The 13,121-nt window shown below is 64.2% G+C and carries 8 protein-coding genes; 3 read left to right on the forward strand and 5 right to left on the reverse strand.

Translation table 11 applies throughout. The annotated features are described in order from the left end of the window. The first annotated feature begins 235 nt into the window (after window positions 1-235). Together ABWI03_RS08265 and ABWI03_RS08270 are read left to right on the forward strand one after the other, a co-directional pair. Complete coding sequence (locus ABWI03_RS08265; protein WP_298775965.1) at window positions 236-1,414, forward strand: DUF6745 domain-containing protein; 1,179 nt, start codon at window positions 236-238, stop codon at window positions 1,412-1,414. Between the two features lie 50 nt (window positions 1,415-1,464). Beyond that, on the forward strand, window positions 1,465-1,929 hold the full coding sequence (locus tag ABWI03_RS08270) for a DUF8820 family protein (protein WP_235171524.1): 465 nt from the start codon (window positions 1,465-1,467) through the stop codon (window positions 1,927-1,929). Between the two features lie 72 nt (window positions 1,930-2,001). On the opposite strand, the gene ABWI03_RS08275 is transcribed toward ABWI03_RS08270, so the two are convergent. After that, window positions 2,002-5,193 (reverse strand): (Fe-S)-binding protein, encoded by a 3,192-nt coding sequence (locus ABWI03_RS08275; RefSeq protein WP_235171525.1) that lies wholly within the window; start codon window positions 5,191-5,193, stop codon window positions 2,002-2,004. A gap of 359 nt (window positions 5,194-5,552) precedes the next feature. On the opposite strand from ABWI03_RS08275, the gene ABWI03_RS08280 reads away from it, so the two are divergent. Continuing rightward, a complete protein-coding gene (locus ABWI03_RS08280) occupies window positions 5,553-6,203 on the forward strand; it encodes a DUF8020 domain-containing protein (protein ID WP_050655717.1) in 651 nt (216 codons plus the stop codon). 143 nt (window positions 6,204-6,346) lie between these two features. Here the strand turns inward: ABWI03_RS08280 and ABWI03_RS08285 are convergent, their stop codons facing one another. From ABWI03_RS08285 to ABWI03_RS08300, 4 genes are all read right to left on the reverse strand, one after another. Next, the gene (locus tag ABWI03_RS08285) at window positions 6,347-7,657 is read right to left on the reverse strand and encodes a S1 family peptidase (protein ID WP_298775961.1); all 1,311 of its coding nucleotides are present in this window, start codon (window positions 7,655-7,657) and stop codon (window positions 6,347-6,349) included. 223 nt (window positions 7,658-7,880) lie between these two features. Then, entirely contained in the window at window positions 7,881-9,221 is a 1,341-nt protein-coding gene (locus ABWI03_RS08290) for a S1 family peptidase (protein WP_124567345.1), read from the reverse strand. Window positions 9,222-9,321: 100 nt separating this feature from the next. Further along, window positions 9,322-10,566 carry a hypothetical protein gene (locus ABWI03_RS08295; protein ID WP_298775958.1) on the reverse strand — a complete coding sequence of 415 codons (1,245 nt, stop codon included), beginning with the start codon at window positions 10,564-10,566 and terminating at the stop codon, window positions 9,322-9,324. A 111-nt stretch (window positions 10,567-10,677) separates the two neighbouring features. Continuing rightward, window positions 10,678-13,113 (reverse strand): LuxR C-terminal-related transcriptional regulator, encoded by a 2,436-nt coding sequence (locus ABWI03_RS08300; RefSeq protein WP_298775956.1) that lies wholly within the window; start codon window positions 13,111-13,113, stop codon window positions 10,678-10,680. Between the last annotated feature and the right edge of the window lie 8 nt (window positions 13,114-13,121).

Genomic DNA, 13,121 nt, shown 5'->3' on the forward strand with positions numbered 1-13,121 from the left:
CGCACGTCCTCGGCGCTGCGACCGGTGGGTACCAGTCGGCCGTGTGTGACGCGGCCGGCGAACCCACGAACGTCGTGGATTTCGAACCACTTTCGCGTCGCTGGAGAGGGCGTTCGGTATGGGGAACGGCGGCCGGTCCTCGGCATCACACTCCAGGAAACCCTTGCGTCCGGAGCGTTTGCGTGCCACGCTGTAGAACTATGACTACAGGAAAGGCGGACACCGCCACCGTCGCGTGAGCGCCGCACCGTTTCGCTCGTCGACGTCACGTCGAGCGACATCGACCGAGAACATCGATATCTTCGATGTAGACAATCAGGCCTTGGAAGCAGTCCGCGACGTATGGCTCGAACGCGGCTTGTGTACACGTCCGGCCGATCGATCCACTGCAGAATCTGCTGTCGCGCAACTATATCGGCGATCCGGACTCCCGAAACCGGAGTTTGTCTGGGTTCCGTCTCCCCGTGCCGGTTCGGATCTGATCGCCGCCGAAGGTTTGTCGACCACGATGTCCTTCGACGGCGCCGGAGTCGACTGCCCGTCCGGACATATCGCGAGCATGTTCGCGTCATCGCGCCGACGTATGAACGCGAGTATCCAAGGTCGGAAAGCTGACTGGCAGATAGAACGCCGGCAGAGGCAGCGCCTGATCAGGGCGTCCGTTTGGGAATCGTTGCACACCACGCTGTTCGACGGAGTCGCGGTCGCGATACGAACGATGTCGACCCCGATGGCAGGCGGAGTGACCTGGTACGGACAGCAGGAAGCCCATCGAATCGCGTACTACGACACGTTCCGTCGATACGGTCTCGCGACCTTCGATTCGGAAGATCGTGAACTCCTGGACGTGCAGACCGCACTCGCTGACTCGACCGGGTGGTGGTGGGCGTTCGACAACCTGTGCATCATGGCTGAACGACCCGGCGCCGTGCATAGCGAACCGATACCGGGCAGCACGCTGGGAGAGCGACGACTGCACCATTCTGATGGCCCTGCAATTGAATTCGGAGACGGCGCACATGCATTCGTTCTGCACGGGGCGATCGTTCCCGACTGGGTGGTGCTCGACCCGACCGCCGAACGGATCGCACTGGAGCGCAATGTCGAGATCCGTCGGTGCGCGATCGAGCGCATCGGCTGGGATACCTACATCGAGAGCGCCGGACTGACACTGGTCGACGAAACCGATGATCCGGGCAATGCCGGTTGCCTGCTACAGCTCTACGCGTCGCCGGACGGCTGGGGCCGAAGTGGGCGAATCCTGCTCGCGGTCAACGGCTCTCTGGAACGCGACGGGCATCGGCGGCGATACGGACTGCATGTGCCCGGATGGTTCACGTCCGCGCTGGATGCTGCCGGCTGGACCTACGGCATCACCGGTACCGACTATGCACGCCTCGTTCGTCGAACCTGAACCTCACACACACACTCAACCTCGAACCCTCTAACCCCTTGGTGATACTTATGAACTCGAACATGACCTTGTCCGCTCTCACCACCCTCACCGGCCTCGACGTCTTCGACTATCTCGACAAGGAAGTGTCCATTCCCGTCGTCGACGGTCTTCAAGCGCAGGGCGATCTCATCGTGATCCCGTTTTCGCTGCTCGCAAATATCGTCACGCCGTTACCGTGGACTCGATCCGTGAACGTTCCACTCTCGGGAGTGGAACTGCTGCGAAGCGCGGCGGGCGGGAACCCTCACAGTCTGGTTGCAGACGTAGGGGAGTGCGTGTGGTCGACACCGGTGAAAGACGCTCGGGGCCTTGCACTCGGCGTGCTCGACACCCAGGTGACCGCTTACCTCATCCATCCGGAGCACGGCGCGACCGGAATCGCTCCGGGGCGCTACGTCATCGGACGGCAGCAGGAAAGGGGCGTCGGGCGTGCGCGTGGTGCGCGTGGTGCGGTGATGCTTGTCGCAGATTGACAGGCAGACCTCGGGCTTCAGACAAAGCGAATGCCCCCACCATGACGGTGAGGGCATTCGCGAGTGGTGCGCTTACTTCTTGCGGCCGGGAGCCTTTGCACCGGCCTTGAAGCCGAGTCCGCCTGCTTTGGGGGCGGGCGGCGCCACAGCGGGTGCCGCAGCTTCCGCGGGTGCAGACGCCTCGGCAGGTGCGTCCGCAGCGGGTTCTGCCTTCACGGGTTCGGTCTTCGTTGCCGGTGCCTCCGCAGCAGGTGCGGGAGCTGCAGCCGGAGATGCCTTCCGGGCACCGGGCGCCTTTGCGCCCGACTTGAATCCGAGCCCGCCTGCCTTGGCGACCGGTGGAGCCTTCGGGGCTTCCGCCTGGGCGGCGGGAGCCTCGGCAGCCGGAGCCTCCGTCGGCGCCTCAGGCGCAGCCGCAGCAGCAGGTGCTTCAGGCGCAGCGGCAGCCGGAGCAGCCTTCGCGCCAGGAGCCTTGGCTCCGCCCTTCATCTGCAGTCCCTTTCCACCCGGAGCCTTGGCACCGGACGCCAGGCCCAGACCCTTCGGCTTGGCGACGGGTGCAGCAGCTTCGGGTGCAGCAGCCTCAGCAGCGGGAGCCTCCGCTGCCGGAGCTTCCGCTGCCGGTGCTGCAGCGGCCTTTGCTCCGGGTGCCTTGGCGGCGCCCTTCATCTGCAGTCCCTTGCCGCCGGGAGCCTTGGCTCCGCCCGCAAGACCGAGCCCCTTGGGCTTTGCCGCGGGTGCGGCCGGTGCAGCATCTTCGGCAGCGGGAGCTTCCGCGCTTGCGGCGGGAGCTGCCTTCTTGGCGCCGGGAGCCTTTGCCCCGCCGGCCATTCCGAGGCCCTTGCCGGGTGCCTTGGCGCCGGGAGCTTTTGCGCCTGGTGCCTTGGCAAGGCCCTTCATGGCCAGACCCTTGCCTGCCGGTGCAGCCTTGGCTTCCGGAGTCGCGGCGGCTTCCTCGACTTCGGCGACCCGATCCTGCTCGACGGTCTCAGCCTTTGCCTCGGCAGCGACCGGTGCCTTCTCACGCGGGATCACCTTGATGTTCTCGCCGAGCTGGGCGGGATCGAGGCGGGTGACGGAGTTCAGCATCAGCTGCGCGACGTCGACGACCTCGACGCCTTCGCCCTGGCCTTGCTCCTGGCGGGCAGTGACGCCGTCGGTGAGCATGACGCGGCAGAACGGGCAACCCGTGGCGATCTTCTTGGGGTTGGTGGAGAGCGCTTCGTCGACGCGGTCGACGTTGATGCGCTTGCCGATGTTCTCTTCCATCCACATGCGGGCGCCACCGGCGCCACAGCACATGGAACGTTCGCCGTGGCGCGGCATTTCGACGAGCTTGGAGCCTGACGCTTCCATGAGTTCACGGGGAGCGTCGTAGACCTTGTTGTGGCGTCCGAGGAAGCACGGGTCGTGGTAGGTGACGTCTTCGCTCACGGATGCAACCGGGATCAGCTTCTTCTGGCGCACCAGACGGTTGAGCAGCTGAGTGTGGTGCACGACCTCGTAGTCGCCGCCCACCTCCGGGTACTCGTTGCCGAGAGCGTTGAAGCAGTGCGCACAGGTGACGACGATCTTGCGCTTCTTCTGCTCGATACCGTCGAAGACCGAGTTGAGCATCTCGATGTTCTGCATTGCGAGCTGCTGGAACAAGAACTCGTTGCCGGCACGACGTGCGGAGTCGCCGGTGCAGGTTTCGTCGGCGCCGAGGACCATGAACTTCACTCCCGCGGTGGCAAGGAGTTCGGCGACGGCCTTGGTGGTCTTCTTGGCACGGTCTTCGTAGGCGCCGGCGCAGCCGACCCAGAAGAGGTACTCGTAGTCCTCGAAGCTGTCGGCGTCCTTGCCGAAGACGGGGATCTCGAAGTCCATCTCGTTGATCCAGTTGAGACGGTCCTTGGAGTTCTGGCCCCAGGGGTTGCCCTTGTTCTCGAGGTTCTTGAACAGGCCGGCGAGTTCGGAGGGGAACTCCGATTCGATCAGGACCTGGTAGCGACGCATGTCGATGATGTGGTCGACGTGTTCGATGTCGACGGGGCACTGTTCGACGCAGGCGCCGCAGTTGGTGCAGCTCCACAAGGTTTCGGCGTCGATGACCGGGGCCATCTCACCTTCGACGGTTTCACCGACGAGCTTGCGGTCTGCCTCGAGCCGTGCTGCCTCGGGGATGGCTGCGAGTGCGGCTTCCTTGACGTTGCCTTCGGCGTCGACGAGACCGATCTCGTCGCCGCCCATGTCCTTGCGTCCACCGGCCAGCAGGTACGGGGCCTTGGCGTAGCCGTGGTCACGCAGCGACATGATGAGCAGCTTGGGGGAGAGCGGCTTTCCGGTGTTCCAAGCAGGGCACTGGGACTGGCAACGCCCGCACTCGGTGCAGGTGGTGAAGTCGAGCCAGCCCTTCCAGGAGAAGTCCTCGATGTTTCCGGCGCCGAGAGTGTCGGTGTCGGGGTCGACGTTCTCCATCGTCAGGACTTTGCCCTTGGACATCATGGGCTTTGCCGCGCCGAGCGCGACGGTCCCGTCGTCTTCACGCTTGAAGTAGATGTTGAAGAACGCCGAGAAGCGGTGCCACGCGACGCCCCACGTGATGTTGCGGCCCACGATGGCGAGCCAGATCATGCCGGTCATCAGCTTGACGAACGCGAACACCGAGATCATGACGGGGCTGGCGGGAAGCAGCTTTGCGACCTGCATGGTGAAGAAGTCGGTCCACGGGTTGGCGTGACCGTAGGTGGCGATCTTGCCGGCCTTGACCATGATCATGCCCAGGCCCTCGAGCAGGACGATGCCTTCGATGACGTAAGCGGCCTTGAAGTTGGAGCCACCGAAACGGGACAGGCGTGCGGGCAGGCGCGGGTGGTTGAGCTGACGGATCACGATCAGCGTGGTGATACCGATGACGGTGCCGAGGCCCAGGATCTCGTCCCACAGGTGCCACGCCCACGTGTTACCGAAGATGGGCCAGTGGAACTCGGGGTTGAACGTCTGTCCGTAGGCCTCGAACCACAGAAGGAATCCGCCGAGGAAGCCGACCATGACGAGCCAGTGGGCCCAGCCGACGCTGCGGAACTTGTTCATGCGCGTGTGCGCGATGAACTCGATGATCATCTGCTTGAAGCGAGGGAAGAACGGGCGCCATCGATCGGGTGCCGACTGGCCGATGCGCACGGTGTTGAACATCCTCAGCGCGCCTGAGAGGAAGATGTACCAACACACCAAGCTCAGCAGAGCACCAATCGTGCCCAACGTAATCGTCAGGGCATTCATGTCGCGGCCTTTCGTTTCAGGGCGACGCGTCGGCCACCTCGGGACAGCCCACTGATACTAACCTGCGTTATGTTACCCGCCAGTAACTAGCATTACCAGCCTGTAGGTACCGGCTGGTAACCGCTCGTGGCCTGGAGAGATCAATCTTCTGCGTCGGACGGGCTTGGTCAGACGCAGACATGTCTGGTCGTCACGTTAGGCGGTGCCCGTCAGGTGTCCATCTGTCAGGCAGCCCTAACTCGGGTTCCGAGCAGGTGAGGACAACCGACCGGCTGTTATCGTTACGCCCGTCACGCACAGGGGAAACGGGTGGTGTGAGTCATCGACTGACGCCCGCCCGATCCCGGGGAGGATTGAAAATGTTCATTCGTAAAGCTGCGGCCGTCGCAGCGATGACCATTGCCGCTACGGGCATCGCTGCAGGTACTTCTTACGCAGCTCCGGAGACGTCACCCGACGTTTCGTACACCGCCGAGGTCGTAGACCAGGCTGTTGTCACCACCATCGACGCCGGGGCATTCCGGGTATCGGGTGACGGAACACACGTCGACCTGCAGAACAGCCAGGGCGCAACTCTCGTGAGTCTGCCGCTCGCGTTCAACCTCGGGGACGTTCAGTTCCCGTTCGACGAGACCGTCAGTGAGGACGGCAAGACCCTCACCCTCAAGCCGAACCTGGATCCGGCCAGCTCCAAGCCGAAGCCGGTCGCTGCCGAGTTCACCCCGGTTGCTTCGCCTGACGAGGATCAGAAGGCAATCGAGAAGTTTCAGTCACAGCTCGGGCTTGCCACGCAGATCGGTAGCCTCACCGGCACGATCGTCGGTGCAGTCATCGGTTGCATCGTGGGTCTGCCCGGCCTGGTTATCGGCTGCCTCCCCGGCATGGTCACCGGTGCCGGTATCGGTGGAGTCGCCGGTACCATCCTCGCCGGCGGCGGAACCGCAATCGTTGCGGGCATGGATCTGATCAAGGTCCTGAACGCTCCGGCCGGAACAACGCTCTTCCAGTAAACAGCTCTTCCAGTAAGCAGCTCTTCCAGTAAGCAGCTCTTCCAGTAAGCAGCTCTTCCGGTAAGACGTCACGAACGTCGAAACGGGCGCCACACCTTCAGAAGGTGTGGCGCCCGTTTTGCTGTCTCGGGGAATGCGTGCGATCAGTAGTCGCGAACCTTCAGGCCCGGATTGGCAGCGAGGATGTCGTTGATCGGCGTCGCATACTGCGTCGGTGCTTCCTGCCCGAACAATGTCTCGGCCTGCGCGATCTCGCACAGGGGAGAGGTGGCGACATTGGACGCACTCGTGATGCCGACGGCCAACGTTCCGGAGACGATGGGACCACCGCTGTCACCCTGCAGGACGCAGATGTTGGTGGTGAAGCCGTTGTCGAGGGTGTGATCCAAAACCTTGGCGACGCGGTTGACGCCGGTGACGACGCCGCAGCTGAAGCCCGTGGTCGATCCGGCCTTGCAGACCGGGGCGCCCACTACGGGATCGGCGGTACCGGTGATGTTGACCGAACGGTTGAACGGAACCCGAACGCTGTTGTTCTCGAAGCGGTACTTCGCGTTGTCGTCGATGTTGATGATCGAGTAGTCGCGCCCGTCGAAGCTGCTCTTGGCGAAGTATCCGACGCGGGGCCCGGTCTGGTTGTTCACCATCGGGAAGACCTGGCTCGAATTCGAGGTACCGGCAGCGGCGCGGTTGGGATCGCAGTGGCCGGCGCTGATGTTGACCGTGCGTCCGGAACCGTCGGTGCCGTTGAAGCCGAATGAACAACGCAGTCCGGTGTTGCCTGAGGTCGCGCCGAAGGCGTCTCCGCCCAGTGCGGCGTCGCCGGTTGCGGATCCGGTTGCGGGGATGAGGTCCGTGACGATCGGGGGAACCAGCAGCGGAGCAGCGGTGTGCACAACGGTCCGCTTCAGGAACTCAGGCAATTCGATGCCGGCGGCCGGATCGGCCGTGAGGGCAACTCCGTTGCCGACCACGTCGACGGCGATGCCACGCACGAGGTCCGCGACCTCGGCAGGCTGCGAATCGAGCCACGAGTTGAGTGCCGAGAGCTGACTCTGCAGAGCCTGCTCGCTCTGCGCGACGTCCTTGACCTCGAAGCCGGCCTTTTCGGCGGCCTCGCGGGCGGCGTCCTTGTCGCGACCGTCAGCGAGAGCGACGACGCCCTTGCCGAGGTCGTCGAGCCACACGCCGGCAAAGGAGTCGGGGAACTGGACGCGCGCGATGGCGGCGAACTCCGCGAGCTTCTGTGCGAGTTCGGAACGCGAGACGAACTGGTCGGGCGTCAGCGCCAAGTCGTGCTGTAGAGCGTCGGCGAGTTCGACGGGCAGATGGGCTGCCTGGTCGGATACTCCGGATTCGTTCGGTTCTGCGTTCGCGACCGCGGTAATCGGTCCGAGGAGCAGCAGCGCGGCCGAACCGAACACTGCGGCACGACGTGCGATGGAGCTTCGCATGAGGGCCTTTCCACTTCGTTGACCGCGTACCACCCCCTGGGAGCACACGGATACGGCTCACGGACTTGTGGTGAGCCGATCACAGTCGACCATGACTATATGGGTTCGAACGCGCTATTCCCACCCGTTACATGAGCACACAGCGCTGATCCCGACCGATAACAGCACTGTGCCCGCCGATCGAGAACAGATCGGCGGGCACAGAGCGTGAATCAGGGGTTGGTCAACCGGCAGTGCGAACGCGGATACCGGAACCGACACCGCCACCGGATGCGCGATCTGCCGCATCGAGGATGTCTCCGACCGGAATACCCAGGTTCGAGGTTCCACCGGAGGTTGCCAGTACCAGGTTCGCCTCGTTGCAACTCGGTGCGCCGCTGCTGTTGGAGCCGCTGGTGATACCCAGCGCCAAGGTTCCGGAGACGATGGCGCCGCCGCTGTCCCCGGCGAGGGTGCACGCGGTACCGGCGAATCCGCGGACGGTTCGTGAATCACCGTCGGCCATGACCAGTTGTGTTTCGACGCGATCGGCTGCCACGACGCCACAGGTGAACGAGGACGTCTGACCGGACTTGCAGATGGGAGCGCCGATCACGGGACGTGCTGTTCCGGTGATCGCGAGGGTGGTCCCGTTGGCGCCGCGGACGGCAGCGCGGTCGAGGCCTGCGTCGATGCCCGACTGGTCGAACTTGATGACCGAGTAATCGAGATCGCCGGAGTTGTTGCCGACGGAAGACTGTGAGAACGCGCCGATCAACTGACTGTCGTCGACGTTCGCGTGGTTCGGCAGGTAGACCGGTGACTTCGAGCCCTCGGCCGGATTGCAGTGTCCGGCACTGATATTGAGTGCATTGTTCTGATCGTCGACGGCGTTGAACCCGAACGAGCAGACCGAGATGTTCTCGGTCGGCGTCTCACGAATGGGGCCAGTCGACGTGATGTAGGTGTCGCCGCCGAGTGCTCCGGGCTCGACCGATCCGCCACCGTCCGGGCTGAGAACGATCTTGGTGTTCTCGAGCAGGGTCGGAAGATTGAGCGCCTGCCCGACAGGGCTGTTCGCGACGTCGATGACGACCTGGTTGTTCAAGACGTCGATCGTCGCCGAATTGACTGCGCGTGAGATTTCCTTGGGCAGCCCGGCAATCCAACCGTTGACGTCGGCCAGCGTCTTCTCGAGGGTGTCGGCGGAGACAGGGGCGACGTGCGTGCGGTAACCGTCGTCGGCGGCGATGCGAGCAGCTTCGGTGGTGGTGACGGCTACGACGGGCTGACCGTCGAGTCCCATCCACGAGCCGGCGTAGTCGCCAGGGCGCTCGGACTTGAACTCCTGGGCGTACGCGCCGAGTTCCTGAGCTTTGGCGGCGCGGTCCAGATACTCCTGTGGGGAGATCTTCAGATCGCGTGCGATCGCCTCGACCAACTCGGCCGGAAGCTGATCGGCTTCGAGCTGTTCGACCTGCGTATCGGAGGCGGGCTCTGCCGATGCCGTCGTGATGAATGGAGCTGCGAGCAGTAGTGCCGAGGCGCCGACCACAGCGGTGCGGATCGCCAACGAGTTACGCATGAAATCCCTTCAAGTCCCCGGCACCGAGCCGGTAGGTACCGCACCCACCATAGGGGAAAAGTTCCGACAACGAATGTGCGCCTCCGCTCGGACAGCTGAATTATTCTGGCTGACTTGGCATTCCGGGTCTCGGGGCCACGGGCATGACGGGCATGTCGGGATTCGGAACCACCGGATCGGTTGTGTCGGTCGGGTTGGAGGGCTGTGTCGGCGTCGACTGTGTATTCGTGGGGTCGGTCGCGGTGGGGTTGTCCGGGGTAACCGGATCCAGCGGTCCGACCGCCGGCGGTAGATTCTCGATCCGAAGTGGGGGGATCTGCACGGTGATCGGCGAACCTTGCTGCACGGTCGCGGTGCCCGTCGGCGATTTTTCGACGCCGACGCTCGGAATCTCGGATGTCGGCAAGGGGTTGGGCGAGAGCGATTCCGGTTCGGGTGACCACGGCGTCGTCGGTCGTACTCCGAGCGCGGGTACCTGAGACGGGAGCGAGGTCGCTGACTGCGATGCCCCGCCGGACGGGCTCGGTGCGGTGTCAGGCGTGGTGCCGGGGGACAAGGGAGATTGTGCGTCGAGAATCCGAGGCGCCGGAACCGTCGACGTGTGCCCGATGACGAGCGCTGCCGCGGAACCCGACAGCGTCAGAAAAACTGCGGCGACAGCTGCGACGATGATCGGTCGGCGCTCCGACTGCCACTGACGATTCAGCCAGCCGTCGACGCTCGGTGCTTTCGCGACCGGGACCTTTGCGTCACTTTCCGGCTCCGGCTCGATCAGGACGAACGGTGGAAACTCCTCGGGGACTCCCTCCGGCTCGGCCAGGTCGGTTGGTTCGGGTTCGGGTTGGGTAGGGGCGATCGCGAAAGGCGCGGCCAACGCTGCTGCTCCGCGAGCTGCACTGTCGGCGGCCTCCGGATCCGCGAGCCAAGCCGCGGAGGCTTCCTCTTCCGGAATCAGGTCGACGCCGTCGAGATCCATACTGTCGAGTGCGTCACGTAGCGCGGCGACAGAATCGTTCGACCAGCCAGCCGGGATCACCGCGGAGATGTTCGGACTCTGTTCAGTGAGTGTCCGGACCTCCTTGACCAGGCAATACATCGCTGTCGCTACGAGTTCCTCTCCTCGGGTCATGTGCTCGGAGAAGTTGTCGGTATCGTCAGTTCCGACCCTGTCGAGGAACCCCCGCAAGCCGGCGGATCCTGTCGCGGTTCCACCTAGCTGCACGGTGCCGTCAGGAGCGTGGTGCAGCACCGATTCGCGTTCGAGGATCATTGGTGCCGAGTCGGGTTTCGCGATCGCGGCAATGCTTTGTTTGTTGCCGACGGCGAGTCCGACTCCCCACTTCATAGCGATCCCCGTTTCACAGTTACCGAACTTTGCTCGGTATGTATGCTCTGATTCCTGTGAAAACTATCACTTGAACGGATAAATGCAACCGTCCGGACAATATTCAGCTAACTATTTGTTCGCCGGTGTCATGCTACGAAGGATGGTGAGCAGTTCCGAACGAGACTGCGCGCCGACGCGACGCTTGATGCGTGCGACATGGTGCTCGACGGTTTTGGCGGAGATGTAGAGACGTTCGCCGATTTCCCGGTACGTCAGGCCGACGACGACGAGTTCGGCAACTTCTTGTTCGCGCTCGGTCAGTACCGACGGTGGCGCCGCATTGTCGGCCGAATCGGTTCCGTTCGTCTCGGCCGTCGACGCTGTGCGTAGCGAGCGCGCGACGTGGAGCAATGCCGTCGCCGATTTGGTGTCCGGTGTGCGGAGCGCTGCTTCGCCGGCGAGGCGGGCTGCGTCCCAGGGGAGTCCGATCCGACTCAGCGTCCGCGCCGCGGCTTCGACATCGTCGGCGTCGACGCTGCCCTGGAGGAGGAGGAGCCACTGGCGGCCTGCGGTCGCCAAACCGGCTGCGTACGTGTGGGTTTTGGCTGATTCCGCGAGTGCGTGCGCATGTGGAAGGAGGTCGGCGGGTGACTGCGCGAGGATCGATGCCTGGACGCCGTACCAATGAAGCGGCGAAGACCACAGCGGCGGCTCACCGAGTGCGCGCAGGAGCGAGCGCGCGTCGTCGACCAGATGCTCGACCTGCTCGGTCTCGTCGAGTCGCACTGCGGCAAGCCACAGTTCGCCTACGGGGAGGAGATTGAAGAGATCTACGCTGCACGAAGAGAGGGCGCCTGCTGCGCCCGACCAAGCTCGACGTAACTGAGCGAGATCGCCGGTGCGACGAGCGAGGCCGACGATCAGCGCGTGTAGAAACAGTGAGTCGCGCTCGCGGAGGGGGCCGCGGACCACCTCGTCCGGAAGGCCCTCGAGGACCGCGTCCTGCCCGCGGACCATCGCGATCCAGGCGCGAAGGATGTGGAGCCGTGCCCACGTGTGGCTGCTTGCGTCGACGGCGGCGATCGCGGCCGAGACGACAGTGGCGGCCCGTTCGTGGGCGCCGTTGTGCAGGAGTGCAAGAGCTACCAGTGCCGGGGCGGAATCCGGCTGGAATGCAGATGTGTCTGCTCCGCCGGGGAGCGAGAGCGCGCGCGACATCGTGTTGAGCGCAGTCGGTGCGACTCCCGTCACCGACTGCATCAGTCCGTTGGCCAGGGTCGCAGCGCCGACCGTGGAACTCGACGGTGATCCGGTGATTCCGGTCAGTGCTGCGTTCGCGTCGTCGACCTTGCCGATGCCGAGGAAGGTGATTGCGGCGAAGGGGGATTCGGTTCCGGTGCGCTCCGTACCGAGCCAGGTGTAGAGATCTGCAGCGGCGCCGAGTTGGCCGCAGGCCGCGGATGCAGCTGCGCGGATTCGTACCGCCGCCGCCAGTTGCGCGTTGCCGGGATCGGGTTCGGCGATGACGGAATCGGCCAGGCGGCAAGCGGTGTCGAGGTCACCACTTCGAGCCGAGACCTGGGCGTACAGAAGCGTGTCGGCCAGGCCGAGAGCCTCGATCGAATTCACGCGACGGAGGAGATCTGCCGCGACCGCCGGTGTACTGCCGTCGACTGCGTCTCGTAGTACGGCCGTGAGGTCGCGGTGGCGGATGCCGGAGTCGACAAGTTTTCGCGCGGTGTCGACGTCGAGGGTTCGCGCGTGCGCGCGTGATTCGACGATTCTGATCAGCTCGCTGCGGATGCGCGCGGTGCTGGTCGACTCGGCCAGCACGCTTGCGACGAGAGGTGATCGGGAACCGAAGAGGCCGGTCGCCAGTGCTCGGTCGAATGCCGCTGTGAGGCTGAACTTCTCCTGTCCCAGATCGAGTTCGAAGGCGTCGATGTCCGGGACGGCGAGTGAAACCTCGAGGATCTCCCGCTCGATCGGATGCAGAGCTGTGACCTGATGGAGGATCTGAGTGCGTACGGCTGTCGCCATTTCCGGGCGGCCCGCCGAGGCGGCGGCGAAATACGCTTCGACGGCCCCGAAGGAACCACCGGCAAGGTGCTCGAGCGCCAGCACGGCACGGTCGTCGAGGGGAACTCTTCGATCTGCGGCGATCTTCCGAATGTCGGATCGGTTCAACGGGTCCAGATGAAGGACGGTGCCGAAACTCGAGATGTTCGAATAGATCGGTGCGAGTGAAGGATCGATCCGATCGGAGGCGATGACAACTCCGAGGTCGTCACGGTGAACCAGCTCGTTCAGGGCGCGGATTTCGTCGGAGGTCAGAGCCTGCGCGTCCGCGATCACCACGATCGCATCGACCGGGGCGTCAAGCGTGACTGCGGTGACCACGGGCTTGTCACCCGATTCGATTCTCTTCCGCACCGCTCTCGTCACTTGGGGTCGAGCGCTGGCGTCGGTCCCGGTGACGAACAGGCGCAGTGGCGATGCAGTCAGGTCGATGCCGCGCAAAAGTCCCGCGATGTAGGACGATTCGGCGCCGCTGTCACGGTTCATCGAAAGCC

This window comes from Rhodococcus baikonurensis (genome assembly GCF_040489275.1).
Classification (GTDB): Bacteria; Actinomycetota; Actinomycetes; order Mycobacteriales; family Mycobacteriaceae; genus Rhodococcus_F; species Rhodococcus_F baikonurensis.

Coding starts and splice junctions, on each gene's coding strand:
- ABWI03_RS08270 (WP_235171524.1), top strand. CDS start 1,465: ATGAACTCGAACATGACCTTGTCCGCTCTCACCACCCTCACCGGCCTC.
- ABWI03_RS08275 (WP_235171525.1), bottom strand. CDS start 5,193: ATGAATGCCCTGACGATTACGTTGGGCACGATTGGTGCTCTGCTGAGC.
- ABWI03_RS08280 (WP_050655717.1), top strand. CDS start 5,553: ATGTTCATTCGTAAAGCTGCGGCCGTCGCAGCGATGACCATTGCCGCT.
- ABWI03_RS08285 (WP_298775961.1), bottom strand. CDS start 7,657: ATGCGAAGCTCCATCGCACGTCGTGCCGCAGTGTTCGGTTCGGCCGCG.
- ABWI03_RS08290 (WP_124567345.1), bottom strand. CDS start 9,221: ATGCGTAACTCGTTGGCGATCCGCACCGCTGTGGTCGGCGCCTCGGCA.
- ABWI03_RS08295 (WP_298775958.1), bottom strand. CDS start 10,566: ATGAAGTGGGGAGTCGGACTCGCCGTCGGCAACAAACAAAGCATTGCC.
- ABWI03_RS08300 (WP_298775956.1), bottom strand. CDS start 13,113: ATGAACCGTGACAGCGGCGCCGAATCGTCCTACATCGCGGGACTTTTG.